The organism is Streptomyces sp. NBC_01306, from assembly GCF_026340465.1.
Taxonomy (GTDB): domain Bacteria; phylum Actinomycetota; class Actinomycetes; order Streptomycetales; family Streptomycetaceae; genus Streptomyces.
This window is the reverse complement of sequence record NZ_JAPEPC010000001.1, coordinates 6,794,150-6,818,942: the sequence shown is the minus strand read 5'-3', so window position 1 is coordinate 6,818,942 and position 24,793 is coordinate 6,794,150. Positions and strand designations below refer to the sequence as shown.

The following is a 24,793-nucleotide window of genomic DNA, read 5'->3' as shown; positions in this document are numbered from 1 at the left end:
GGTGACGAACAGGGAGCCGGGAGCCGCTCCCGTACCGCACATCCCGGACGAGGACGGCGCGGTGCCGGGCGGGGAAGCGAAGCGGCAGTGCTCAGAGCGCGGGGCCCCCGGCGGCGGCCGGCATCTTCTCGATGAGGTCAGCAGCGCGCGGGGTGCCGCCCTCGGCCCGGGCAGCGGTCTGCAACTGCTTGGACCGGGCAACGCGTTCCGGATCCGTGACCAGGCCGTTCAGCGCCGCGCGAAGGGTCTCGGCGGTGGCGTCAGCTGTGTCCACACGCCGGGCGACGCCGAGTTCCACGAGCCGGTCGGCGTTCATGAACTGCTCGGCCCCCTGCGGCACAGCGATCATGGGAACGCCGGCGAGGAGCCCTTCACCGCAGCCGCCCATGCCGGCGTGGGTGATGAAGGCGTCGGCCTGTTCCAGGACCGCCCGCTGCGGGACCCAGGAGTGCACCTCGACGTTGGGCGGGATGGTGCCGAGCTCCTCGGGGTCGGTGTACTTGCCGATCTGGAGTACGACGTGCCAGCCGGGCAGGTCGCCGAAGGCCGCGATGCACTGGCGGTAGAACTCGGGCCGGCGCGTGTACGCCGAGCCGAGCGAGATCAGCAACACGTTGTCGGCGGTCGCCGGGCGGGTCCAGCCGTCCGTGTCCGCTCGGCTGTCGAAGCAGGGGCCGACGAAGGTCACCGCGCCGGTGTCGACCCGATCGGCGTGCGGCTGCATCGCTCGCGGGATCAGGGCGAGCGCTCGGGCGGGCGGGCCGGAGAACGTGTCCACGTCCGTGGTGGTCGCACCGCAGCCGGCGAGCCACCGTGCGAACCTGTCCCGGTACGCCTCGGCGCCCGGCAGCTTCCGCAGATGCACCGCGACTTCCTCCTGGTAGCCGTCCCAGCCGACGAACGTCGGGGACAGCTGCATGAGGGGACGGCCCTGCACTTCGGCGAGGGCGCGCGCGGCATAGGCGCCGATGTCGTAGAGGTACAGATCGGCCGGATCGTCGTCGTAGGCGGCGCGCAGTTGCGGGAGCGCCTGGACGGCGTCGTCGAGGAAGAGGCTCGCCGCGGCGATGGGATCGGCGGGCCAGTCGTTGCCGGCGACGGGCAACGTGGAGGTGCAGGGCACCAGCTCCGCGCCGGCGGACTCGATCCGGTCGGCCATGAACGGGTCGTTGGCGTAGGTGACCCGGTGCCCGCGGGCCACCAGCTCACGGATGAGCGCGAGGCTGGGCAGAACATGGCTGACGACGGGGATGCCGACCATCGCGATATGGACGCGGCGTCGGGACATGGGCGATCACTCGTTTCTGGCGCGGGACGGGTGCGGGCGGTGTGGCGAGGACGCGGTGTCAGGGCTGGTCGATCCGCGCGGCGGCCTCCTCCAGGTCGGTGACGGTCCCCGACATGATCGTCCGTACCTGCTCGGTGATGTGCTGCACAGGCCAGTCCCACCACGCCACGGCGAGGAGCCGGGCAATGTCCGCGGCGTCGTAGCGGGTGCGGATGAGCCGGGCGGGGTTGCCGCCGACGATGCCGTAATCGGGGACGTCGGCGGTGACCACGGCGCCGGCGGCGATGATCGCGCCGTGGCCGATGCGTACACCGGGCATGACCGTGGCGCCGTGGCCGAACCACACGTCATTGCCGACGACCGTGTCGCCCCGGCCGGGCAGGTTGGTGATCAGGTCGAAGTGCTCGGCCCAGGAGCCCCCCATGGTGGGGAACGGGAAGGTGGAAGGGCCGTCCATGCGGTGGTTGGCGCCGTTCATGATGAACCGGGTGCCCGTCCCCAGCGCGCAGTACTTGCCGATGGAAAGCCGCTCGGGACCGTAGTGGTACAGGACGTTGCGGGTCTCGAACGCGGTCGGGTCGTCCGGATCGTCGTAGTAGGAGAAGTCACCGACCTCGATCAGCGGCGACTTCACCAGCGGTTTGAGCAGAACCACGCGCGGGTGCTCGGGCATCGGGTGGAGCACGGTGGGGTCGGCAGGAACGGGCGGCATCGTGGAGGCGGTTCCTCTCTGGTGAGCCTAGCGCGACGACTGTCGCGTTAAGATGCTGGCACAGCCCTGCCGCCTTGATCAACCGGATACTGATTGCCGATGACAGACCCACTGGACACGACGTCGGACCGCCGCCCGGGCGGTCGCACCGCCCGCATCCGCGCCCAGGTTCTCGATGCGGTGCGCGCCGAACTCACCGAACGCGGTCACGAAGGACTCACGATGGAGGGGGTCGCGACGCGGGCCGGAGTGCACCGCGCCACGGTCTACCGGCGCTGGCGCGATGTGGGCGGCCTGCTCGTCGACGTCATCGACGCCGCCGGCGAGATCGACTGGCAGCCGCCGGACACCGGCTCGCTGCGCGGCGATCTGACGGCCCTCAACCAGGAGATCCAGGAATCCCTGGTCGTACAGCCGTCGTTCGCCGTCGCCCTGATGGCCGCCTCGTTCCACTCCGCACAGGCCGCGCGGGCCCAGACGCAGTTGTGGACGGACCGGTACGCCCAGTGCGAGATCCTCGTCGAGCGGGCCATCGAGCGCGGTGAACTCCCCGCACAGCACACGGACGCGCGGAGCCTGCTGATCGCCGCCACGGCGCCCCTCTACCACCAGCTGGTGCTTCTGCGTGCCGATCAGGACCCGCAACTCCCGGAACGGGCCGCGGAGGCGGCAGTCCTGGCGGCTGCCGCGGGCGCCTTCTCCGTCCGTCGGGAAGAGAGCGTGTGATCGAGGGGACGGGAGGCGAGCTCAAGTGCCATCACGAGCGCGACAACACCTGGATCACGGTCCTGCCGCCGCGGTTCGGACACCGGGGAGCCGCTGGGGCGCCACGAGAGTCCGCGGAGGCCGGATGCACCTGCCCGTCCGCTTTGGGACAATTCAGTAGTAACGGAGTCCGAAGCACGGCACCACACCATTCGCTCAGGGAGGACGTCACCATGAGCGCCACGGCCACGCGCCGCGAAACGGCCCGCGCACTGCTCGACACCCATGGACAGACCTACGCCGCACAGGCGGGAATCCGGCTCCGGGACACTCCCCAGCCGCTCTATCAGCTGCTGGTCCTCGCTTCTCTCCTCAGCGCCCGTATCCGGGCCTCGGTCGCCGTCGACGCGGCCCACGAACTGTTCGAGGCGGACATGCGCACCCCCCGCCGGATGCAGGACGCCACCTGGCAGCAGCGTGTGGACGCACTGGGCGCCGGCCACTACAGGCGGTACGACGAGAGCACGTCCACCACCCTCGGCAGGAGCGCGGAATTTCTCCACGAGCACTACGGCGGCGACCTGAGGCGTCTGCGCAAGAAAGCCGATGGCGATCCGGAACGCATGAAGGAACTCCTCCAGGAGCTGCCCGGGATCGGCCCGGCCGGCGCGGCCATCTTCCTGCGTGAGGTCCAGGGGATCTGGACCGAGCTGGAGCCCTATCTCGACGGAAAGGCGGTCCAGGGGGCGGAGCGCCTCGGGTTGCCCACCACCCCCCGCGAACTGGCGAAGCTGGTGTCCGCGCAGCAGCTGGCAGTCTTCGCCGCGGCCCTCGTACGGGCCGCGCTCGACACATCGGTGGCGGAGGACGTACGGGAAAGAGCCGGCTCGGCCAGGGGCAAGTCCAAGAGCGGCTGACCACCTGCAAGACAACGCCGGCCAGTCAGTGCTCACCCGCTCCGCAGTCCGGGTGGTGGTCAGTAGCGCACCGGCAGTGCGACCAGCCCGCGGGCGCGCATGGACGGACGCCACCGCACTTCGTCCGGGGCGATGTCGAGGGCCAGAGCGGGGAAACGGTCGATGAGCGCGGCGAGAGCGATCTCGGTCTCCATCCGGGCCAGCGGTGCGCCGAGGCAGTAGTGGATGCCGTGGCCGAGGGCGAGATGACCGGTGGCGTCACGGCCGATGTCGAGCCGGTCGGGTTCGGTGAAGCGGTGCGGGTCCCGGTGCGCGGCGGCCAGGGACAACAGGACGGTCTCACCGGCCGGGATGCCGACCCCGCCGATGGTGATGTCCTCGGTGGGGAAGCGCCGGATGGCCAGGGGCACGGGACCGTCGTAGCGGGCCAGCTCCTCGACCGCGCCGGCCAGCCGACCGGGATCGGCACGGAGCGCGCTCAGTTGGCCGGGGTGGCTGAGCAGGGCCAGGGTGGAGTTGCCGATCAGGTGCACGGTGTTCTCGTACCCGGCGAACAGGATCACGAAGGCCAGGGACGTGAGCTCGTCCTCGCTCAGCCGGTCCGTGTCGTCCCGTACGGCGATCAGCGCCGAGAGCAGGTCGTCGGCGGGCGCGGCCTGCTTGTCGGCGATGAGCTGGGCGAAGAAGGCCAGCATGCTGCGGACCGATTCCTTCGCCCGGCCGGGTTGCGCCGGGTCCGGGGCGACCAGGGCGTCGGTCCAGGACCGGAAGTCGCGGCGGTCGTGCGGAGCCACGCCGAGCAGGTCGCAGATCACCGTGATCGGCAGCGGTGCGGCGTACGAGGTGATCAGGTCCGCGTGACCGTGAGGTTCGATGGCGTCGAGCAGCGAGTCAGCGGTTTCCCTGATGGGTTCGCGCAGGCGGTCGATGTGGCGCGGGGTGAACGCCCGGGACACCAGACGGCGGATGCGGGTGTGGTCGGGCGGGTCCATGTTCAGCAGGTTCGCGTCCAGCGCCGGCGGCAGCGCGAGCCCGTGGTAGCCGCCGGGCGTCGCATTGCGCTTGTCGAGGGAGAGCCGGCGGTCGGCGAGGGCCTCGCGTACGTCGTCGTAACGCGTGACCAGCCAGGCCGGAAGCCCGTCCGTTCCGGCGATGCGATGGACGGGCCCGGCTTCGCGGAGCCGCGCGTACACCGAGTACGGGTCAGCGACCAGCTCCGCCGGGTCAACGAGGGGCGGCCTGCTGGGCGTTGTGGCGGACATGGACTCCACCCTAGTGCCACGGCAGGCAACGTTTGCCCCGTCGCGACGCCCGGCACACACTCTCGCCGCACCGGCCGAAAGCCCAAGTACGTCCAGTACAAGGGCTTCCGGCCGGCACGCCGAGAGCACGCACCGAACGCCGCTCCTTGACGGGCAAACCTTGCCTGCCGCGGCACTAGCCATCGAGTTCAATCAGACGGTGAATTCTTCACCGGAGAGGTGGGCGAGGGCCGAGCGGCTCGATGCCGAGCGAATGACTGAAGCCCTGTATTCGCAGACGGGTGTCCGTCTGACGGTCCAGGGCCCGTGTCCGGGTGGGCAGGTGGGTGCCGCCTACGTGCGGTGGGCCGACGGCCGCCGTTCGGTCCTGAAGTGGCGACCGCACAGCAGGCTTGCCGACATACAAGCAGGGCCGCTCAGCGTGGCCGACATCCTCCGTTCTCCGGAATACCCGGCGCCGGCCACCGAGTTGGCGGTCCAGACCGGCCACGCGGTGGTCGTTGTGCAAGAGCTCCTGCCGGGCGCGAAGATCGACAATCTGGACCACCGTGGCCTGGAGCAGGCCCTCGAACTCAACCGGTTGCAGACCGGTCGGCTCGCCGACCGCCCGGACATCCCTCCGGTCGGCCTGCACCTCAGCGAGGACGGTTCCGGCTACTGCCTGCACGAACCGCTGCGCCGGCACAACCGCCGCAGTGCCGCCCTCGAACGCTGGATCACCGCAGTCGGGCAGGACAACCCTGACCGGCTGGGCGGATACGACGCCGTGCACTACGACTTTCATCCTGGCAATTTGCTGGCCGTCGGCGGTGCGATCACGGGCATCGTCGACTGGGACGGCGCCGGACGCGGTGATCGCCGACTCGACCTGGTGACCTTGCGCTTCGGCATCCACGCGAAGACGTGCGAACCGGGTGTCGCCGAACGTCTTGACGACGTCCTCGATGCTCTGCCTGACACCTTCCTCCGACTCGCCTGGGCCCACATGAGCCTGCGCATGGTCGACTGGGCCATCCGGCATTTCGCTCCGGCCGATGTCGAGCACTGGCTCGACATCGCCGAACAACGCGCCTACCAGTGAGTACCCACGCCGTCAACTGCCGGACGTGTCCAGCCACTCGCCGATCCGCCCCGGGTGGTCCGTGGTCACGGCGTCCGCTCCGATCTCGACCCAGCGGAGCAGATGGGCCCGCTCCGCGGTGGGCCAGGCATCCACCTGGATGCCGCTCTCGTGACAGCGGTCCACGAGGTCCCGGGTGAGCTCGGGCTTCAGCTCCGGGCACACCCAGGTGGCCTTGAGGTCCAGCGCGTCCTTGATCATTTCAGCGCCGGGGTGGTGGGTGATCAGGCCACGGGGGACGTGCGGCAGCCATCGGGCGGCCTCCTCCACGGCGGCCTTGCTGAAGGAGGTCAGTACGACCGACCCGGGCAGCGGGGTACGGCGTTCCCGCTCGGCGAGCGCCTCCACCGCCTCCAGGGCCTTGATCTCGATCTGGACGACGTCCCCGCAGACTTCCATGGCCTCGTCGAAGGTGGGTATCCGCTCGCCCTCCCCGGCGTCCAATGCCCGGAGGCCGGCCAGGGTGAAGTCGGCGACGAGGCCGGTGCCGTCAGTCGTACGGTCCACGGCCTTGTCGTGGATGACGACGAGGTGGCCGTCGGAGGTGAGGCGGATGTCGAGTTCGATACCGTCGGCGCCGAGAGCGAGAGCCCGCCGGAAGGACCGCAGAGTGTTCTCCGGCTCGTCGGCCCGGGCTCCACGGTGTGCGTACACCACGGGACGCCTCACGGGGTGGTTCACAAGTGCTCCTCAATCATCGGGCCGTAGCGGTCGACGCCCTTGCGCAGCTGGTCGGCGACCTCCGCGAAGGCCTGCTGTGCGGGGGTGTTCGCCGACCATATGCGCTGCAGAGCAGTGTAGATACGCACATTCGCATTCGGAATCATCATGCGCACCTGGTCACCGGGGCGGGTGAGATCCAACTGCCTGACGGCCGTGGCGAAGTTCGGGTCGTCCTTCATCAGCTTGGCGAGGGTGGGCTCCTTGACCGCCGCCGGCACCACGGGCAGGTAGCCGGTCTCGACGGCCCATTGCGCGGCGTTCTCGGGGCGGGCCAGGAAGCGCGCGAACTGGGCCGCGGCCTCCTTGCGTTCCCGCGGCACGCGCTTGAATATGCCCAGACCACCACCGCCCGTATTGACCGCGAACTTCTCCTTCTTCGGCAGGAAGCCGGTGCCCAGCTCCCAGCCGTTCGCCTTCGCCATCTCGTTGATCTTCTTCAGGCCACCGGTGGAGGTGACGAGCGTGGCGATCAGCTGGTTGCCCAGGTCGGCGGTGGGCTCGGTCGCCATGTAAGCGATCCTGTCCTTGAAGATCAGCTTGCGCTGCCACTCGCCCGCCGCCACGGCCCCGCCCCCGTCGATGGTGACGTCCATGCCCTTGGAGTACGCCCCGCCCCACTGCCAGGCACTGCACTGGAACTGCCAGTCCCCGTCAACTGCCTGGTACGCCTCCAGGGCCACCCGCTTGCCGCCCACGCTCTGCCGGGTGACGTGGCGCGACCAGTCGTAGAGCTCGTCGTAGCTCTCCGGGGGGCGTACCGGTACGCCGGCCTTCTCGAAGAGCGTCTTGTTGTAGTAGAAGAGCGGCGTGGAGCGGGCCAGCGGCAGCCACCACGTGTGCCCCTTGCGGACGCCCTCGCTGAGCAGCCGCGGATTATAGGTCCGCTCCAGCTCGCCCCGTGCGAAGTAACTGTCCCAGGGTTCCAGGGCGTCGCCGAAGTAGAACTTGTACCACTTCACGTCGGACAGGACGCACAAGTCGGGGGCCTGGGCCCCGAGCAGGCTGATGACCGCCTTCTGGGCGCACTCGTCGTAGGTGCCCTGGAACTGCACCTCCACGTACACGTCCCGCTGCTCGCGGTTGAAGGCGTCGACGAGTTTCTGCAGGGCCGGGCCCACCGGATCTGCGAACGTCGACCAGAGGACCACCCTGGTGCGCCCCCGGAACGCATCGGGTACCGATCCGCCGCCGGGCTGTGTGACGGTCCCCGTGGTCTGGCCGCAGGCGCTCAGCGCCGCGGCCAGTCCCAGCCCCGCGCCCGCCCCGAGCAGCCTGCGCCTGTCGAGCGCGGGGCCCGCGGACTCCCGCAGCGAGGTCCGTGTCATTTTCCGGCTCCCTGGGTCAGCCCGGCGATGATGTAGCGCTGGGCGAAGAAGAACATGACGAGGACCGGCACGATCACCATCACGGCACCGGCGAGGATCGCTCCCCAGTTGGCGAAGGTCTCGGTGTTCTTGAGGAAGAGCAGACCGATGGGGAGGGTCCGCATGTCCGCGCTGCTGGTGACGATCAAGGGCCAGATGAAGTCGTTCCACTTGCCGACCAGGACGACCAGGGCGACGGTGATCACCATCGGACGGGACATCGGCAGCACCACCCGGAAGAGGATGCGCAGGTGCCCGGCCCCGTCGATCTTCGCCGCGTCCGTGATCTCCTGAGGCAGTGTCAGCATGTGCTGGCGCAGCAGGAAGGTACCGAAGACCGAGCCGAGACCCGGGGCTATCAGGCCCGCGTAGGAGTTGACCCAGCCGAGCTGGGCGATGGTCAGGAAGTTCGGCAGCAGCGTGACGTGGCCCGGCACCATCATCGCGCCCAGCAGGAACAGGAAGAGGACCTTCTTGCCGGGGAACGGCAGGAACACGAACGCGTAGGCGCAGAGCAGCGCGGCGGTCAACTCGATCGCGGTGCCGATCACGGACACGATCAGGGAGTTGAGGAAGAACCGGCCGAACGGCGCCGCGCTCCAGGCGTCGGAGAAGTTGGACCACCGCAGGTCCGTGGGGATCCAGTGCGGGGGGTAGCTGTAGATCTGCGGGTTGGTCTTCAGCGCTGAGGAGATCAGCCAGTACAGCGGGCCACCCGCGATGACGGCGACCAGGACGAGCAGCGCGTACAGGCCGAAGCGGCGTGCGCGGCGGGCACCGGAGCGGCCGGCTGTGGCGACCGGGCCGGCGTCCGTCAGGGAGTCGGCGACTGTCACTGGTAGTGCACCTTTCGCTGGAGGAAGCGTGCCTGGAATCCAGTGATCAGCAGCAGCACCACGAACATGATCATGGCGGCGGCCGACGCGCGGCCCGCGTCGAAGGTGCGGAAGCCCTGGTCGTAGATGAACCAGCTGAGGATCGAGGTGGAGGTGCCGGGGCCGCCGTTGGTCATCACGGCGATCACATCGAACGCCTGGAAGGTGCTGATGGTGCAGGTCACCAGCAGGAAGAAGGTGACGGGCGAGAGCAGCGGCAGGATGATGCGGCGCAGCCGCGTCCACGCTCCCGCGCCGTCCAGGGCAGCCGCCTCGAACACGTCCCTGGGCAAGCCCTGCAGACCGGCGAGGTAGACCACGGCGACGAAGCCGATGTTCTTCCAGAGGTAGACCAGGACGAGGCCGGACAGCGCCCACTTGGAGTCGGTCATCATCGCCGGCGCGGCCAGGCCGAGGGGTGCGAGCAACGGGCGTATCAGTCCGTAGTTGGGATCGAAGATGAACAGCCACAAGGTGCCGACAGCGGCTCCGGAGAGCACGTACGGGGCGAAGGCCAGCGTCCGCACGACGTTCCGCCCGCGCAGCCGCTGGTTGAGCAACAGGGCGGTGGCGAGGCCGAGTACCAGTCCGCCCGCGACGATTCCGACGACGAACAGCACGGTCGTCCACAGGCTGCCGCGGAAGTCGGGGTCGGCGAACAGCGACGTGTAGTTGTCCAGGCCGATCATGTGCCACGTCGAGGAAACCATGTCCCAGTCGGTGAGGCTCAGATAGGCGTTGTAGATCACCGGCCAGTAGGCGAACACCAGCAGGAAGAAGAAGTTCGGGGCAGCGAAGGCGGCGAACAGCAGGTACTCGCGCCGCCGGCGCCGTGCGCGGGTCCGGGGCCCTGCCGCGCCGGCAGTTGCCGGACTTGGCGGGGCGGCTCTGCCGTCCTGCATCAAGTCGGTCGTCAAGACAGCGTTGTCCTTCCGGCGAACCGTACAACGCCCCCTGCTGGACGCGGTATCGGCCCTAGGAATACCAACAAAGTGAACGAGAAGAGAACACCGCTGCGTGTTACGAATTGGCAGCCAGGACTCCGGACGGTCCCCGCGCGACACCTGTGATGCCCACCGTGACCGGCTGCTTTCCAGGGCTGAAGGGAGGCGGCGCCCGTCTCACATCTGTCGTGTGATGACGGGCCGGCCGGCGCGACGGCAACGGCAGCCACCTCGGCCAAGTGACGGAGCAGTAGCCCCTTGCCGGGGTGGAGGAGACGATCTAGCGTCACGTGCGGTGCATGACAACGATGTCCACGAGTGGCAGCACGGCGGGAGTGGTATGCAATCAACGCGATACGCACCGACCCGGAACGGATCGGCGGCACGGCGCCTGAGGGACCGGTTGGGGACGGCTGCGCTCTGTTTCGCCCTCGCCGCCGCCGGATCTGTCACCGGGACTGTGGCGAGCGCGGACGCCGCCACGCAGCCGGCGGCGGCGTCCGACGCGACGCCGGGAGCGGGGACCGATCTGACGAAGCTGGTCAATCCGTTCATCGGGACCGAGAACGAGGGGCTGACCTTCCCCGCGGCGGGCGCACCGTTCGGCCTGGTGCAGGAGAGTCCGTTGATGAAGACGGCCGGCGGCACGGGGTGCGACAAGGAGTCGTCCGACACCGTCATGGGGTTCAGTCAGACGACGATCAACGGGTGCCGGTTCAATTACCTGCCGATGATGCCCACCACCGGAGAGGTGAGTTCGACCGATCCGGCGCAGTACGCGTCGACCTTCAGCCATGAGAACGAGACAGCGAAGCCCGACTTCTACCGGACGAAGCTCGACAAGTACGGCGTGACCGCCTCCTTGACGGCGACCGCACGGACCGGGTGGCAGCAGTACACGTTCCCGCGGACGCGTCAGGCGAACGTACTGTTCAACGCCGGTGCAGGCGTGAGCGATTCCGAGATCCGCGTCGTCGGCAGCCGGACGGTCGAGGGGTGGGTCGAGGATTCCAAGAAGACCTACTTCGTCGCCGAACTCAGCCGGCCGTTCGCCTCGTACGGCACCTGGAAGGGCACCGAACGGAGCCCGGGTTCCCGCGAATCGGCCGCCAAGGGGTCCAACGGTGCGTGGGCGACGTTCGACACGACGAAGAACGACGCCCCCGTGGTCGCGAAGGTGGGGCTCTCCTTCACCGGACTCGACGGCGCGCACAAGAACCTCGCGACGGAGACGGAGAAGTTCGGCTTCGACTTCGACGCCGTGCACAAGGCGTTGAACGGCGAGTGGAACACCATGCTGCACAAGGCCGCGATCGGCGGTGGTGGGCACGACCAACAGGTCGCGTACTACACGGCGTTGTACCACTCCATGGTCGATCCGAACATCATCGGTGACGTCGACGGCCGTTACGTCGGAGCCGACAAGAAGACCCACACCGCCAGGGGCTACACCCCGTACAGCAACTTCTCGCTGTGGGACACGTACCGGACGCAGAACAAGCTCCTCGAAATGCTCGTTCCCAAGGTCGCACACGACATCGACATGTCGATCCTCGCGATCGCACGGGAGGGCGGCGCGCTTCCGCGCTGGTACCTGGAAGACCAGGAGGGCAACATCATGACCGGTGACCCGGTCACGCCGTTCCTGGTCGAGGGCTGGTCGAAGGGGTTGCTCACCGGTGCGGACGCCGAAGAGGCGTACAAGTACCTCCGGGCGAACGCGACCGAGGTACCGCCCGCCGGCGTCCGCGAGAACGGGCGTGCCGGTGCCGCGTATTACGCGGAGCGCGGGTACATCCCCTACGGCCTCAACGTGAAGTCGAACGCCGACTGCGACGGCGGCACGAGCGGCAGCTGCTGCCCGACCAAGTCGAACGACAACGACTGCTACTACGGCACGTCGGCAACGTTGGAGTACGCGGCGGCCGACGCGTCGCTGGCGCTGATGGCGAAGGGCCTCGGCCACACCGCCGACGCCACGATGTTCGCCGAGCGCGGGCAGGCGTACAAGAACGTCTTCGACCGGCAGACCAGCCAGTTCCGACCGCGTACCGCGGCCGACGGCACCTGGCTGACCCCGTACGACCCGGTCACGAGCAACCACGCACTGCACGAGCAGAACGCGAGCCAGTACCAGTGGCTGGTGCCCCAGGACCCGGCGGGGCTCATCGGCATGCTGGGCGGCAAGGACGCGACGAACAAGCGGCTCAACGACTTCTTCGCCTACGACGACCTCCTCACCGACCCGGAAGGAACCGCGCGCACGGCCTGGGTCAGCGACCCGTACAACTACTACGACTCCACGAAGTACAACCCGAACAACGAGCCGAACCTCATCGCCCCGTACCTCTACGCGTGGACCGGGCAGCCCGGCAACACCGCGACCGTGGTCAAGGCGCAGGAGACCCTGTTCACGAACAGCCCCGGCGGCATCCCCGGCAACGACGACATGGGAGAGATGTCCTCCTGGTACGTCATGTCGTCGCTGGGGCTCTACCCCACGACCAGCGGCGGCAACTTCGACGTCCTCACCACGCCGCAGTTCCCGGACGCCCGGGTGCGGATCGGTGAGTACGGGAAGACGCAGGGCGGAACGCTGAGGATCTCCGCGCCCGACGCCAGCATGGCCAACCGTTACGTCGCCTCCGCGACGGTGAACGGCAAGGCCTGGGACAAGGCATGGGTCGACCAGGCCGACATCTCCCACGGCGGGCGCATCGACTACGCCCTGAGCACCAAACCCACCGCGTGGGCGACGGACGCGAAGGACGCCCCGCCGTCGATCAGCACAACGCCGAATCCGCAGCGCCGGCTCAGCGCTCACGCAGGGCCGGACCAGGTCGTCATGGAGCCCACGGCGGATCGTGCGTCGCGGCAACAGGTCGACCTGACGCTGCTGGCCACGGCTCCGCACACCGCGCGGGTCGCCGTGACCGCGAAGGCGCCCGAGGGCTGGTCGGTGTCCCCGGCCGGCACGACGGCGACGGCCGAATCGGACGGGCTCCCCGCCCAGATGAACAAGCAGTTGCGGATCACCGCGCCGGCCGGAACCAAGGCGGGCACCTACAAGGTGAAGGTCTCCGCCGGACTCCCCGGAGCCACGCCGGTCGGGAAGACCATCACCGTCGTGGTCCCGCGGGCCGGGGCGAACTGCGCCATCAAGACGGACACTTCGTGTGCCGTCGACCTCAACGCCGCCTACAACAACGACGGCGTCGCCACGCTCGCCGCCCCGGGCGAGGGGGACTTCGACAGCACGGGTACGAGCTTCGCCGCCGACCAACTGCCCGCGCCGGGACCGGTCGCCTTCGGCGGGGTGACCTACCAGGCACCCCCGACCTCCGGCAGCAGCAGGAACTTCGTCAAGTCCACCGGGCAGGCCATCGCCCTCCCCTCCGGCGACTACAACAGCCTCCACATCGTGGGCGCTTCCGACAACGGCAGTACCGGCGCCGCGTCGGCCACCGCCGTCGTCACCTACACCGACGGCAGCACCACGACGGTTCCGCTCGAACTCACCGGCTGGGCGAACAAGACTCCGGACTTCGGCAACGCCGTCGCGCTGACGACCGCGTACCAGCTCAAGGCCGGAACCGGGAAGACCACCACCAAGGCGTCGCTCTACGAAACGACCGTCCCGCTGAAGTCCGGGAAGCAGGTCCGGTCCCTCTCGCTGGCAGCACCGTCCGTACCGGCCTGGGTCGCGCCCGGGTCCGGAGGACTCGACTGGCAACGCAACAGCGACCTTGAGGTCTACGCGATGACTCTGGAGCACTGACCGTCGCAATCGCCCCTGCCACACAGGTTCGCAGCGATCCACGGGAGGCCCGGTGCCGGTGAGCACCGGGCCTACCTCAAGCCAACTCCACGTTGCTTGACCTGGCTTTCCCTGAGTGCCGCCCTGCACTATCGGGGGAATGACCGCCGCCGTCATAAGGGTCGGCATCCCAGGGCACCGGCGCCGACCAGCACATACACCGAGGGTGTCACCCCGGACGCGGCCAGGCCTGCGGCCGCGCGAGCGACGAGCAGCACCCCGACAGCGGGGAGGCGCCGCTGCGGTGGCCGCGGCGCCGCTCCCCGGTCGATGCCCGCCCCGGCCTCCGGCGAGGCCGGCCGGCCTCGCCGGTCAGGCGGGCGGAAGGTGCAGCGCCTTGCGGGCGAGCCGGAAGTACTGGTCGCCGCGGACCACCTGGTAGCGGGAGTCCAGCGAGCGGGCGATCGTGACCACGTCGGACGGGGTCAGGTTCCAGGCGAGGGTGCCGATCGACAGGAACAGGGGCTTGGTCCCGTCCCAGTCGGCGGAGGCCTTCGCGATCGCGTCCCGGGCGTCCGCCACGGAGTCGGTCAAGTAGCTGACGGACAGCGGCACGCTGCCCTCCAGGGCGCTGGTCCCGGTTCGGGTGGTCCACTCCTCCAGCAGGCCGAGCGGACGCACGTCGTGGAGGTACTGGCGGGCCTTCGCACCGGTGAGCGGGACGTCCGAGCCGGACTTGCGGTTGAGGATCACGGCGCTGTCCAGCCCGGTCCGGCGCATGTAGCGGGCGCTGGTCTCGGTGAAGACCCGGAAGGTGTCGTCCGGCCAGGGTGTCGGATACGCGTAGCCCGCGCCGGAAGGCCCGGCCATCAGGTAGTCCTGCCGGGTGGCGGTGCGCTGGTAGTAGGACAGGAAGGTGGGCGCGGCGTCGGCGAGCACCGGGTTGGTGGACCAGTTGATCGGCACCGCACCGCGCGCCGGATCGTCCCACAGCACTCGCATGCGGTGCTGGTTGTACTGGAGGTTGTCGCCCTCCGTCATGGTGAAGGTGACGTAGATACGGTTGCCCAGTCGCGGCGTCGGCAGCGTCACCTGAGTCCTCGCCAGTGGCGCCCGCACTCCGCCGAAGACCGTCAGGTTCTGTGACCAGTCGCTGGCCAGCACCACCAGGCCGTGCTCCGAGGTCAGCTCGGTGCCGTCGCTCTCGCCGCCCACACCGGAGGGGAACCAGCCCAAATAGGGGGAGCCGGCCGACATCTGGGACATCACCCGGGCGCCCAGCTCACGGGAGTCGGGCTGGTCGGCGTGGATCCACAGCACCAGCGCCCGGGTGGCGACCGCGTAGTCGCGCAGATAGGCCCCGACGCTGGGGTCGAGCCCGACCAGCAGGCGCTGGCTGGCGTGCGGCCAGAGGTGGTCCACCGCCCAGCGGTAGGCGGACAGTTCGTCGGTGAACCGGTCGCGCAGGTCGTCCAGGACCTTCAGGTTGTACGGCTCGGCGGTCAGCTTGGGCAACTGGTCGGGGGAGGCGGCCACGGCGTTGCGCAGGCCGGCCAGCGTGGTGGCGAGGTTGACGGTCGCGGGCTGGGCCGGGTCGGTGACGATGACGCCCCTGATCTCCGAGCGGTACTTCGACAGCAGCGACCACGGATCGCCGACCGCGCGGAAGGCCAGGCCGGCGGTCTTCAGCCAGGTGGTCGCCCCCTCGTCGGACTCGCGCAGCAGAGCGATCTGCGGCCGACTGCGATTCACGTTGCCCTGCAGCGTGGCGAAGAGCAGTTGTTCGTCGGCGTCCGCCGTCGTCAGATCCGCGACGTCCAGTGCGCGGGGTTCGGCGAAGCCGGGCAGTATCCGCTCGCGCGGCCACCACATGCCGCCCGTCGTCGGAGCCGCGGCCGACGCGGTGCCGGGCATCGCCCCGGCGAGGGCGGCACCCGCACCGGAGGTGGCGAGCAAGCCGAGCATCTTGCGCCGACTGGGGTTGGGGAGTGACACGGTGGGACCTCCACACTGGATCTTCGACGAGCAGGCAGGACAACGTTGTCAGCACCGCACAGCACGGTCAATGCCCCGTCAGGGATCGGCCGGGCAGGAGGAGTTGGCGCTCCCGGTGGCCGCCGCGGCGCAGGCCGCGCCAGGTCAGGCCTGGTACTGATCTCTCACTACCAGGCCTGACCTGGTAGTGAGAGATCAGTACCAGGCCTGATGTGCGTTGGGGGGATTTGGGGAGTCCAGTTAGAGAAGCGGCTCCCAAGGGCCCGGCCTCACAGCGAGCGGTCGCGTCGGCTGATTGAACCCTTCCGGTCGTGCGCAGGTCTTCCAGAGGATGTCGGCCGGGGCAGTTGCAGGTCGGCGTCGGCCTCATACCGACGCGGGCGGATCGCTGGATCGTCGCCAGGTGCGAGCAGTGTCACCGGTGTCCGCTACTCCGGGCCGGTCTGGAATCCGTCGCGCCAGGACGGGTGGCGTGGTGCCCAACCGAGTGCGCGGGCCTTGGCGTTGCGTGCCCCGCGTTCCCAACCAGCACGGCCGGTGCTGCGGGCGGGTGCCGGTGCGCCGAGCGCGTGGGCGAAGACCGGCACCCATGCATGCGCGGGGGCTGGCTCGTCGTCAACGATGTTGATCGTTCCGCTCGGCCAGTCGAGGGCGAGGAGGGCGGTCCGGGCGGCGTCCTCGATGTGGAGAAAGGAGCTCACGGCGTCGTTCGCGGCGAGCTCGCCGGCACGCAGTCTGGTGGACATCAGTGCGTTCGGTGCGTACCAGGTGCCGGGGCCGTACAGGGTGCCATAGCGCAAGACCACGTGGTCGGGGGTTTCGGCCACCGCGTTCTCCAGGGCCTGTACGCCGAGGACGGTGGTGGCGCGTGGCTCGTCCGCGGTGAGATCAAGCGGTGTGGATTCATCGGCGGATGTATCACCGGCCTGGTATGCCCACGCGATCGACTGCGCGATCATCCGGCCGACTCCCGCCGTACGGGAGGCGTCGACGAGGTTGCGGGTGCCGTCGACCCGTATGCGGGCGTTGTCCGCGCTGCTGCCCGCCGCGAGCGCGGTGAGTTGATGGATGACGGCATCCGGTGCGGCGGCCGCCAGCGCCTCGGTGACGGCCGCACGGTCGAACATGTCCAGCCGGATACCGGTGGCACCGGCGGCCGTGACCCGCGCTGCGCCTTCGAAAGTACGGGAGGTGCCCGTGACTTGGTGGCCCTGGGCCAGAAGTAGGGGTAGCAGGCGGCGGCCGATGACGCCAGTGGCGCCGGCCAGGAAGATGCGCACGTCATGCCTCCTTGGGGGCCCGAAGGTGGCGGCGGGCGGCCAGTTCGTCGTCCGTGACGAGGGTGAGCATCGGCTCGCCGGGGGCGTGGATCATGACCACGACGAAGCAGGTGGTGGCATCGGAAAGGTTGTTGGCCGCCTGGTAGTGGATTACGTCGCCGCCGGGCTCCGAGAACGCCTCGCCCGCGCGGATGACGCGTGCAGGCTCCCCCTCCAGCTCGAACAGGAGCTCACCTTCGAGTACGTAGCCGAAGACCGGCCCGGAGTGCCGGTGCGGGGGCGTACCCGCGTCGCCCGGCGACAGCTCAAGAGTGGCTGTCATTGCTTCGGCCTTCTCCGGGACGAAGAGCAGGGGCTGGTGCGACAGGGTGGTCAGGATGGTGTTGGTCATGAGGATCCGCTCGGGGTGAGTGTCGGATGCGGTGTCGTCGGTGCGGTCGGCGAGCCCGGCGTGTGGGTCAGCCGACGGTCAGGACGGCGTTACCGCGGATGTTGCGGCCGCGCAGGTCGGTGATGACGTCGGGGGTGCGACGCCAGTCGCGGACCGTGCCGATCTCGGGGTGCAGGCGGCCGGCGGCCACCAGGCGCACCAGGGCGGCCAAGTCCTGGCCGTACGTCGCATCGGACGTCGTGTAGTCGAAGTGCATGATGCGGGCCTGGTTCGGGCCCTTGAAGAAGTCGAAGAAGTTGAGGGTGACGGGTTCGCGGCTGGCCTGCCCGAACCACACCAGGTGCCCGCCCGGCGCCAGTTGGGCCAGTGCCGTGGGAAGACTGGCACCGCCGACGGATTCGAGAACCACGTCGTAGGGGCCCGCCGCCTCGTCCACCGACGTGATCAGTTCGGCGGCCCCGAGCTGTAGCAGCCGTGCGCCCCGCTCGACGGTGGCGGTGACCGCTGTCAGCTCCGCGCCACAGGCGGCGGCCAGCTCGGTCAGGTAGTGGCCGACGCCCCCGCTGGCCCCGGTGAGCAGGATCCGGCGTCCGGCGATCGGCCCGGCGGCGCGCAGCAGTCGCAGTGCGGTGATCCCGGCGAGCGGGAGCGCCGCGGCGGTCACCGCGTCGACGCTGTCGGGCAGTTCGGCGAGGCTCGTGGTGGGTACGGCGACGCGCTCGGCCCAACCGTACGCCGGGGGATGGGCCACCACTCGGGTACCGGCCGTCGGGCCGGTGCCGTTGGCCGCCGCCCGTATGACGGTGCCGGCGACGTCCTTGCCCGGGCGCCATCCCGCCCAGCGGCGGTCGAGGCCGCCGTCGAGCTGGAACGTCTCTCCGCGGTTGACGGAGTACGCCTCCACCGCGACGACGGCCTCGTCGGCGGCGGGCTCGGGCTCGGGTGCCTCGCCGAGGACGACCGGCTTGGCGGCGTCGGCGGTGGATCCGGGCAGCATGGCCTTCATGGTTCACAACTCCTGGTGACGTAACGCGTGGACGTCGACGAGAACTTGGGGCGGCTTCAGGCGAAGACGACGGTCTTGGCGTGCAGGGTGTCGAAGTGCTCACGCACCGCGGCTATCCGGCCTTCCCGGACCGTGAAGACGGCCAGGCAGTGCTGGTCGTAACGGCCTCCCGCCCGCGCCAGAGCCCGGGTGTTCCATTCGGCAAGGACCCGCTCGCCCTCTCCGATCAGCCCCTCGAACTCGAACTCCATCGACTCCGGCACCAACCGGGCCACCATCGCCGGCACGAACTCACCGAGGATCTCGTCCGGTCCGGTCCAGGTGCCCGACACCGGCAGATCACCGGCCAGAGTCCAGGTCGTCTCCGGCGTGAAGAAGTCGCGCAGTGCAACCAGGTCACCCTTCATCAGGGCGTCCATGTACGCCTGGACGATTTCCTTGCTCGCTTCGGTGATTTCCTGCTGGTTCATGGTGAGGCCCTTCTCCGTGTTCGAGGCGTTGTCTCTCCGACACCTCGAACACTAGGAATCCCCCACGGCAGAAGGGAAAGACCTGTTCGCACCAGGCTCAGAACAAAACGATATAAGTGCAGGCCAGGACAGTTGTAGGGTGCGTGGCATGGCAGAACTTCGTCGTCTTCGCTACTTCCTCGCCGTCGCCCAGGAGCAGAATTTCACCCGGGCCGCAGAACGCTTGCACATAGCCCAGCCCGCCCTCAGCCGACAAATACGTCAGCTGGAACAGGAATTGGGCGTACGACTCCTCGACCGCACCACACAGTCCGTGGAGCCCACCGAAGCCGGCCGGCTCCTGATGGACCGCGGGTCGACACTGTGCGGCGAGATGGACCGGCTGTGGCAGGACGTGCGGCGCTTCGCCGCAGGTGAGAGCGGCAGCGTGTCCCTCGGCTACAGCGCGAGCACCGGCTACGAGACCGCGCCCACCCTGCTCGCCGCATTGGCCAAGGCATATCCCGGTATCAGTACGGGCACCCGTCTGCTGCCCACCGCCGAGATCCTGGCGGGCGTCGCCGACGGCACCCTCGACGCGGGACTGGTCCGCTGCCCGCCCCCGACCCCGCAACTGGTCCGCACCCTGGTACGCCTGGAACCCCAAGGCGTCCTGATGTCCGCAGACCACCCCCTCACCGCCGGTTCGGATGTCGACGTGCACGCGCTCGTCGACGAGACCGTGCTCGTACACGCACGCCACGACAACCCCGGGCACTACGACGCGATCACCGGCATTCTCGACCGCGCCGGAATCTCCCCGCGACTGCGCGAGCGCCAACTGTCCTTCGATGCCTCCCACATGCCCGTCACCCAGGGCGAAGCCGTATCCATCGTCGGCGAGTCCGCCCTGCCCGGCCTCCCGGCCGGCCTGGTGTGGCAGCCGCTGTCCCCGGCAGCGACCATCGAGATCCACCTGCTCACCCGCGGCGGCACCGAACGGCCCGCCACCGCCCGGCTACTGGAGGTCGCCTCCCGCACCGCTCGCACCCATGGCTGGCTGCGCTCACCGTCCTGACCCGCCATAGATGAACGGCCACCGGCTGATCTTCGAAGTGTCGAAGCCTCGAAGGAGATCAGCACGATGACCGCGCCAGGCAGTCTGCCCCTGCACGCCCTCACCGAAGACAACCTCGCCGCAGCGAGTCCCGATCTCCTGCGCGCGATGGTCAAGGCGTTCGCCGACGCCCTCATCTCGGTGGTCGCCACCGCCTGTCTGCTCGGCGATCCACTCCGAGCCGTACTTCCATTGCTCCTGGAACTCGTTGCATGCCGAGGCGGGTGTGAAGCTGATCACAGCGCCGCCGCGCGGGATGAGCCAGCGAAGTTCGTGTGCCGGGATTGGCTGCATGGAGCGCCGCTCCCGGCAGTCCTGAGTGCCCGGTCGGTACGGCCGGAACCGCCCACTACAGTGCAGCTCGTCGAGCAACTCACCCACCAAAGAAGCTCAACCGAACGTGCCGGTTGACGTTATCCACGTTGGTATCCACCAGGCACACCGACTGCCACGTCCCCAGTTCCAGCCGCCCTCCGATCACCGGAAGTGTCGCGTGCGGTGCCACCAGGGCCGGTACCACGTGGTCCCTGCCGTGGCCCGGGGTGCCGTGTCTGTGCTGCCAGCGGTCGTCCGCCGGGAGCAGGCCGTGCAGGGCCGCGATGAGGTCGTCGTCGCTGCCCGCTCCGGTTTCCAGCACCGCTACGCCGGCTGTCGCGTGCGGTACGAAGACATTGAGCAGGCCGTCACGGCCCGCCGCCGCCTCACGGAGGAATTCCTCGCACTCCCCCGTCAGGTCGGTGACGGTCTCGCGGTCGCCCGTCCTGATGTGCACGATGCGCGTCGTGAAGGTGGTGTCTGCCATGCGTCCCATCCTCCCGCGCGCCGGAGGCACGTGCCCGTCCGGGCGGGTCGACCCGTCCCCGGGCGGGAAGATCCCGGAAGCCGGAGCTGTTGGATGAAACGTGAACGACTCCGGGGTACGCGCAGTGGACGTGGTGGTCATCGGCGCCGGACAGGCGGGCCTCTCCGCCGCCTACCACCTGCGGCGCACCGGGCTGGCCCCCGGGCGGGATTTCGTCGTGCTGGACCATGCCCCGCGGCCGGGTGGCGCCTGGCAGTTCCGCTGGCCCTCGCTGACCTACGGCAAGGTGCACGGGATGCACTCGCTGCCCGGTATGGAGCTGGGCGACGCCGACGGCGACCGGCCCTCGTCGGAGGTCGTGGGCGAATACTTCACGGCGTACGAGGAGGCCTTCGGGCTTCAGGTACGCCGACCCGTCGAGGTCACCGCGGTACGCGAGGGCCACGGCGGGCGGCTGCGCGTCGAGACGTCACAGGGTGTCTGGACCGCCCGTGCGGTGATCAGCGCCACCGGCACCTGGGACCGGCCCTTCTGGCCGCACTACCCGGGCCAGGAGGCCTTCCGGGGACGGCAGTTGCACACCTCGGGATACCGCGGCCCGCAGGAGTTCGCCGGGCAGCGGGTCGTGGTCGTCGGCGGCGGGGCCTCCGGTACCCAGCATCTGATGGAGATCGCCGGCGTCGCCGCCGGGACGACCTGGGTGACGCGGCGCCCGCCGGTGTTCAGGGAGGGGCCGTTCACCGAGGAGTGGGGCCGGCGAGCGGTCGCGATGGTCGAGGAGCGCGTACGGCGGGGGCTGCCGCCGCAGAGTGTCGTCTCGGTGACCGGACTGCCGGTGAACGACGCGATCCGGGCCGCCCGGGACCGGGGCGTTCTCGACCGGCTGCCCATGTTCGACCGGATCACCCCGGACGGGGTCGCCTGGGACAGCGGCCGCACCGTGGCGGCGGACACCATCCTCTGGGCCACCGGATTCCGGGCCGCCATCGACCATCTGTCACCTCTGCGGCTCCGCGAACCGGGCGGTGGCATCCAGCTCGACGGCACCCGCGTGGTCCGGGACGAGCGGATCCATCTGCTCGGTTACGGGCCTTCGGCCTCCACCATCGGCGCCAACCGGGCGGGACGCTCGGCGGTCCGGGACGTCCGGCGGCTGCTGGAACGCTCCGGGGACCCCGCTCCCGTCGGCGCCTCAGCCGCCTGACAAAGGCAGCATGTTGACGAACACACGAACAGGGGAGCGGGTGTTCGCTGGAACGTGTGGTCGTACCGGATTCGCTTGCCCGGCTACCGCACGAAGCAGGATGCTTACAGTGCGCAAGCGACGGGCTGCAGACCGCGACTGCGCAGTCCCACTGATGAACCATGCACAAGGAGAACGCACCACCATGAACTTCCTCACCGACCTGCTTGCCGGCATCGTCCACTTCGTGGGTTGGCTCGTCTGACACTCGTTCCGACCGGCGCCGTCGCTTCCCGTCCCACGGGAGCGGCGGCGCTGTCGTGTCAGGTGCCGGCGCCGGCTGTCAGACGGTCACGGTCGGGGCCCGCTCGCCGTCCCTGCGGACCAGTGCGGCGTACCGGCCGTCCAGTGCGAGCAGTTCGTCATGCGTCCCGCGCTCGGCGACCCGTCCGGCGTCCAGCACCACGATCTGGTCGGCGTCCCTGACCGTGGAGAGCCGGTGCGCGATGGTGATGGTGGTGCGACCGGCGGACAGACCGTCGATGGCTTGCTGCACGGCGTGTTCGGTGCGGGTGTCCAGGGCGCTGGTGGCTTCGTCGAGGATCAGGACCGGCGGGTCGCGCAGGATCGTACGGGCCAGGGCCAGGCGCTGTTTCTCGCCGCCCGAGAAGCGATAACCACGCTCACCGACCAGTGTCCGGTACCCGTCGGGCAGCGAAGCGATGTGCTCGTGGATCTGCGCGGCTCTGGCCGCCTCTTCGAGCTGGGCGTCGGTGGCGTCCGGCTTGGCGAAGCGCAGGTTGTCAGCGACCGACGCGTGGAAGAGGTAGGTCTCCTGGGAAACGACGCCCACGGCCCGCGCCAGCGTGGCGAAGTCGAGGTCGCGCACATCGACACCGTCCAGCGTGACCTGTCCGCCGGTCACGTCGTACAGCCGGGGCACCAGATAGCTGAGGGTGGACTTGCCCGAACCGGTGGGGCCGACGACCGCCAGGCTGCCGCCGGCGGGCACCGCGATGTCGATGGCCTCCAGAGTGGGCCCGCTCGTCTCGTCATAGCCGAAGTCGACGTGCTGGAAGCGCACTTCGCCACGGACCTCGTCCAGCGGGACGGGGTTCTCGGGCTCCGTGATGTCCACCGGCAGATCCAGGTACTCGAAGATCCGCTGGAAGAGGGCGATCGACGTCTGCATGTCCACACCGGTCGACAGCAGGCTGACCGCGGGGCGGAAGAGCCCCTGCTGGAGCGAGACGAAGGCGACGAGCGTGCCGATGGAGACATGGGGCCCGCCCTCCTGGAGGGCCAGGCCCGCCGCCCAGTAGATGACGGCCGGCATCGCGGCCATGACGATGCCGATGGTCGACATCCGCCACCGTCCGGCCATGCTGGAGCGCACTTCGAGGTCGACGAGGCGTTCGGACTCCGTGGCGAAACCCTGGGTGAGCGAGTCGGAGCGGCCCATGGTGCGCCCGAGCAGGATGCCGCTGACCGACAGCGACTCGGTGACCGTGGCGGCCATCACCGCCATCTGCTTCTGCCGCTCGGTGGTGATCTTCTTGCGCTCGCGGCCGACTCGGCGGCTGATCCAGACGAACACCGGGAGCAGCAGGAGGGACACGATCGTCAGCCGCCAGTCGAGGGCGACCATGGCGACGACGGTGGCGATGACGGCCGTGAGGTTGGAGACCAGGGAGGTCGCGGTGGAGGTGACCGTCGCCTGCATACCGCCGATGTCGTTGGCGATGCGGGACTGGACCTCACCGGTGCGCGTCCGGGTGAAGAAGGCGAGCGGCATCCGCTGCAGCTGGGCGTAGACGGCGGTGCGCAGATCGTGCATGACGCGCTGGCCGACCGTGGTCGAGATCAGGGTCTGGAGCACTCCGAAGACGCTGTTCACGACCGCGGTGGCGATCATGCCCAGGGCGAGCAGGCTCAGCAGACCGGTACGGCCCTGCGGGATCGCGGTGTCGAGGATGGCCCGCAGCATGAACGGCGAGGCGACCGAGACCAGCGACGAAGCGCAGACCAGCAGTCCGACGAGTGCCAGGCGCGCGCGGTAGGGGCGGAAGAGCCGGACGATACGCCGTACTTCGGCAGGCGGCCGCCCGGCCGCACGGGGCGGGGGCGTCCAGTCGGGGCGTTCGGGTTTCATGAGCTCCTTCGGCAGTGGAGGTGATGCAACGGTGACTGCACAGTCGTTCAGCAGTGGTTCAGCGCTCCGGCAGTGCGGCGGGGCGGCATCACCGGCCCGCCGCACGAGGCGCGGGAACGGAGCCGGCCCCGGACGTACCGGAGCGGGTCCGTAGAGCATAATGCACTGTTACCTAAGCTCACAATGCACATGGTCCTGATATTGTTCCCTCCATGTCATCACCCTCCGGTGCCCCCGACGCCGACGGCCTGCTGGCCGAGCAGCTCCTCCGGCTGACCCGCAGGCTCCACCGGATCCACAAGCAGCATCTGGAGCCGGTAGGCATCACCCCCGCGCAGTCCCGCCTGCTGCGTACGGTCGCGCACTGCACCGAGCCGCCGCGCATGGCCGACCTGGCCCAGCGGCTCGAAGTGGTGCCGCGCGCCGTGACCAGCCTCGTCGACGCCCTGGAGGAGAGCGGCAGCGTCCGCCGGGTGCCCGATCCGAGCAACCGCCGGGTGGTGCGGATCGAGCTGACGGACAGCGGCCGGGCCACCCTGCGCGCGCTGCGCGACGCGCGCCGCAGGGCCGCTGAGGAGATCCTTGCCCCACTGGCCACCGGCCAGCGCGACGTGCTCGGCGAACTGCTGTCCACGCTGCTGGACGGCGCGGGCGACCACCACCTCTGACGGCCGCCCGCGCATCCACCGGACCCGCCCGGCCGCCATCCGTACAGCTCTCCAGCCGTCCAGCCGTCCAGCCCAGGAGGCTC

The 24,793-nt window shown here is 69.4% G+C and carries 22 protein-coding genes; 7 read left to right on the top strand and 15 right to left on the bottom strand.

Annotated features, from left to right (window positions below; genetic code table 11):
* Positions 1-91 precede the first annotated feature (91 nt).
* Positions 92-1,288 (bottom strand): macrolide family glycosyltransferase, encoded by a 1,197-nt coding sequence (locus OG385_RS30165; protein WP_323183877.1) that lies wholly within the window; start codon positions 1,286-1,288, stop codon positions 92-94.
* Between the two features lie 58 nt (positions 1,289-1,346).
* Positions 1,347-2,000 carry a CatB-related O-acetyltransferase gene (locus OG385_RS30160; RefSeq protein WP_266859470.1) on the bottom strand — a complete coding sequence of 218 codons (654 nt, stop codon included), beginning with the start codon at positions 1,998-2,000 and terminating at the stop codon, positions 1,347-1,349.
* Positions 2,001-2,099: 99 nt separating this feature from the next.
* Here OG385_RS30160 and OG385_RS30155 point away from each other — a divergent pair, with 99 nt between their 5' ends.
* Both OG385_RS30155 and OG385_RS30150 read left to right on the top strand, forming a co-directional pair.
* Positions 2,100-2,726, top strand: a complete 627-nt coding sequence (locus OG385_RS30155) for a TetR/AcrR family transcriptional regulator (protein ID WP_266859468.1) — start codon at positions 2,100-2,102, stop codon at positions 2,724-2,726.
* 212 nt (positions 2,727-2,938) lie between these two features.
* Complete coding sequence (locus tag OG385_RS30150) at positions 2,939-3,622, top strand: endonuclease (RefSeq protein WP_266859466.1); 684 nt, start codon at positions 2,939-2,941, stop codon at positions 3,620-3,622.
* Positions 3,623-3,681: 59 nt separating this feature from the next.
* Here OG385_RS30150 and OG385_RS30145 read toward each other — a convergent pair whose 3' ends face one another.
* Positions 3,682-4,884: a cytochrome P450 gene (locus OG385_RS30145; RefSeq protein WP_266859464.1), complete on the bottom strand. Its 1,203-nt coding sequence runs from the start codon at positions 4,882-4,884 to the stop codon at positions 3,682-3,684.
* A 160-nt stretch (positions 4,885-5,044) separates the two neighbouring features.
* Between OG385_RS30145 and OG385_RS30140 the strand changes: the two genes are divergently transcribed.
* On the top strand, positions 5,045-5,965 hold the full coding sequence (locus OG385_RS30140) for a phosphotransferase (RefSeq protein WP_266859462.1): 921 nt from the start codon (positions 5,045-5,047) through the stop codon (positions 5,963-5,965).
* Between the two features lie 12 nt (positions 5,966-5,977).
* Here OG385_RS30140 and OG385_RS30135 read toward each other — a convergent pair whose 3' ends face one another.
* The 4 genes from OG385_RS30135 to OG385_RS30120 are packed head-to-tail and all read right to left on the bottom strand — an operon-like array spanning position 5,978 to position 9,883.
* Positions 5,978-6,685 carry a glycerophosphodiester phosphodiesterase gene (locus OG385_RS30135; RefSeq protein ID WP_266859461.1) on the bottom strand — a complete coding sequence of 236 codons (708 nt, stop codon included), beginning with the start codon at positions 6,683-6,685 and terminating at the stop codon, positions 5,978-5,980.
* Positions 6,682-8,052 carry an ABC transporter substrate-binding protein gene (locus OG385_RS30130; protein ID WP_266859459.1) on the bottom strand — a complete coding sequence of 457 codons (1,371 nt, stop codon included), beginning with the start codon at positions 8,050-8,052 and terminating at the stop codon, positions 6,682-6,684. The genes OG385_RS30135 and OG385_RS30130 overlap by 4 nt, the downstream gene beginning before the upstream one ends.
* Positions 8,049-8,927 (bottom strand): carbohydrate ABC transporter permease, encoded by an 879-nt coding sequence (locus tag OG385_RS30125; RefSeq protein ID WP_266859457.1) that lies wholly within the window; start codon positions 8,925-8,927, stop codon positions 8,049-8,051. Before OG385_RS30125 ends, OG385_RS30130 begins: the two co-directional genes overlap by 4 nt.
* A complete protein-coding gene (locus tag OG385_RS30120; RefSeq protein WP_266859455.1) occupies positions 8,924-9,883 on the bottom strand; it encodes a carbohydrate ABC transporter permease in 960 nt (319 codons plus the stop codon). Before OG385_RS30120 ends, OG385_RS30125 begins: the two co-directional genes overlap by 4 nt.
* 367 nt (positions 9,884-10,250) lie before the next feature.
* On the opposite strand from OG385_RS30120, the gene OG385_RS30115 reads away from it, so the two are divergent.
* On the top strand, positions 10,251-13,688 hold the full coding sequence (locus OG385_RS30115) for a GH92 family glycosyl hydrolase (protein ID WP_266859453.1): 3,438 nt from the start codon (positions 10,251-10,253) through the stop codon (positions 13,686-13,688).
* 351 nt (positions 13,689-14,039) lie between these two features.
* Here OG385_RS30115 and OG385_RS30110 read toward each other — a convergent pair whose 3' ends face one another.
* From OG385_RS30110 to OG385_RS30090, 5 genes are all read right to left on the bottom strand, one after another.
* Positions 14,040-15,662, bottom strand: coding sequence for a GxGYxYP domain-containing protein (locus OG385_RS30110; RefSeq protein ID WP_266859451.1), 1,623 nt, complete (start codon positions 15,660-15,662; stop codon positions 14,040-14,042).
* Between the two features lie 428 nt (positions 15,663-16,090).
* Positions 16,091-16,942 carry an NAD(P)-dependent oxidoreductase gene (locus OG385_RS30105; protein ID WP_266859449.1) on the bottom strand — a complete coding sequence of 284 codons (852 nt, stop codon included), beginning with the start codon at positions 16,940-16,942 and terminating at the stop codon, positions 16,091-16,093.
* Between the two features lies 1 nt (position 16,943).
* Complete coding sequence (locus OG385_RS30100) at positions 16,944-17,333, bottom strand: cupin domain-containing protein (RefSeq protein WP_266859447.1); 390 nt, start codon at positions 17,331-17,333, stop codon at positions 16,944-16,946.
* Between the two features lie 67 nt (positions 17,334-17,400).
* On the bottom strand, positions 17,401-18,339 hold the full coding sequence (locus OG385_RS30095) for a zinc-binding dehydrogenase (RefSeq protein WP_266859446.1): 939 nt from the start codon (positions 18,337-18,339) through the stop codon (positions 17,401-17,403).
* Between the two features lie 56 nt (positions 18,340-18,395).
* On the bottom strand, positions 18,396-18,809 hold the full coding sequence (locus OG385_RS30090; RefSeq protein WP_266859445.1) for a nuclear transport factor 2 family protein: 414 nt from the start codon (positions 18,807-18,809) through the stop codon (positions 18,396-18,398).
* 148 nt (positions 18,810-18,957) lie between these two features.
* Between OG385_RS30090 and OG385_RS30085 the strand changes: the two genes are divergently transcribed.
* On the top strand, positions 18,958-19,866 hold the full coding sequence (locus OG385_RS30085) for a LysR family transcriptional regulator (RefSeq protein ID WP_266859443.1): 909 nt from the start codon (positions 18,958-18,960) through the stop codon (positions 19,864-19,866).
* Here the strand turns inward: OG385_RS30085 and OG385_RS30080 are convergent.
* Positions 19,855-20,199 (bottom strand): hypothetical protein, encoded by a 345-nt coding sequence (locus tag OG385_RS30080; RefSeq protein ID WP_266859441.1) that lies wholly within the window; start codon positions 20,197-20,199, stop codon positions 19,855-19,857. The two genes, OG385_RS30085 and OG385_RS30080, sit on opposite strands and share 12 nt — an antisense overlap.
* A 79-nt stretch (positions 20,200-20,278) precedes the next feature.
* Entirely contained in the window at positions 20,279-20,707 is a 429-nt protein-coding gene (locus tag OG385_RS30075) for a secondary thiamine-phosphate synthase enzyme YjbQ (RefSeq protein ID WP_266859439.1), read from the bottom strand.
* Positions 20,708-20,807: 100 nt separating this feature from the next.
* Between OG385_RS30075 and OG385_RS30070 the strand changes: the two genes are divergently transcribed.
* The gene (locus OG385_RS30070; RefSeq protein WP_266859437.1) at positions 20,808-21,911 is read left to right on the top strand and encodes an FAD-dependent oxidoreductase; all 1,104 of its coding nucleotides are present in this window, start codon (positions 20,808-20,810) and stop codon (positions 21,909-21,911) included.
* A gap of 322 nt (positions 21,912-22,233) precedes the next feature.
* Here the strand turns inward: OG385_RS30070 and OG385_RS30065 are convergent, their stop codons facing one another.
* A complete protein-coding gene (locus OG385_RS30065; protein ID WP_266859436.1) occupies positions 22,234-24,042 on the bottom strand; it encodes an ABC transporter ATP-binding protein in 1,809 nt (602 codons plus the stop codon).
* Between the two features lie 212 nt (positions 24,043-24,254).
* Between OG385_RS30065 and OG385_RS30060 the strand changes: the two genes are divergently transcribed.
* The gene (locus OG385_RS30060) at positions 24,255-24,710 is read left to right on the top strand and encodes a MarR family winged helix-turn-helix transcriptional regulator (RefSeq protein ID WP_266859435.1); all 456 of its coding nucleotides are present in this window, start codon (positions 24,255-24,257) and stop codon (positions 24,708-24,710) included.
* The last annotated feature ends 83 nt before the right edge of the window (positions 24,711-24,793 follow it).

Coding starts and splice junctions, on each gene's coding strand:
- OG385_RS30165 (WP_323183877.1), bottom strand. CDS start 1,288: ATGTCCCGACGCCGCGTCCATATCGCGATGGTCGGCATCCCCGTCGTC.
- OG385_RS30160 (WP_266859470.1), bottom strand. CDS start 2,000: ATGCCGCCCGTTCCTGCCGACCCCACCGTGCTCCACCCGATGCCCGAG.
- OG385_RS30155 (WP_266859468.1), top strand. CDS start 2,100: ATGACAGACCCACTGGACACGACGTCGGACCGCCGCCCGGGCGGTCGC.
- OG385_RS30150 (WP_266859466.1), top strand. CDS start 2,939: ATGAGCGCCACGGCCACGCGCCGCGAAACGGCCCGCGCACTGCTCGAC.
- OG385_RS30145 (WP_266859464.1), bottom strand. CDS start 4,884: ATGTCCGCCACAACGCCCAGCAGGCCGCCCCTCGTTGACCCGGCGGAG.
- OG385_RS30130 (WP_266859459.1), bottom strand. CDS start 8,052: ATGACACGGACCTCGCTGCGGGAGTCCGCGGGCCCCGCGCTCGACAGG.
- OG385_RS30115 (WP_266859453.1), top strand. CDS start 10,251: ATGCAATCAACGCGATACGCACCGACCCGGAACGGATCGGCGGCACGG.
- OG385_RS30100 (WP_266859447.1), bottom strand. CDS start 17,333: ATGACCAACACCATCCTGACCACCCTGTCGCACCAGCCCCTGCTCTTC.
- OG385_RS30095 (WP_266859446.1), bottom strand. CDS start 18,339: ATGAAGGCCATGCTGCCCGGATCCACCGCCGACGCCGCCAAGCCGGTC.
- OG385_RS30090 (WP_266859445.1), bottom strand. CDS start 18,809: ATGAACCAGCAGGAAATCACCGAAGCGAGCAAGGAAATCGTCCAGGCG.
- OG385_RS30085 (WP_266859443.1), top strand. CDS start 18,958: ATGGCAGAACTTCGTCGTCTTCGCTACTTCCTCGCCGTCGCCCAGGAG.
- OG385_RS30080 (WP_266859441.1), bottom strand. CDS start 20,199: ATGCAGCCAATCCCGGCACACGAACTTCGCTGGCTCATCCCGCGCGGC.
- OG385_RS30075 (WP_266859439.1), bottom strand. CDS start 20,707: ATGGCAGACACCACCTTCACGACGCGCATCGTGCACATCAGGACGGGC.
- OG385_RS30065 (WP_266859436.1), bottom strand. CDS start 24,042: ATGAAACCCGAACGCCCCGACTGGACGCCCCCGCCCCGTGCGGCCGGG.
- OG385_RS30060 (WP_266859435.1), top strand. CDS start 24,255: ATGTCATCACCCTCCGGTGCCCCCGACGCCGACGGCCTGCTGGCCGAG.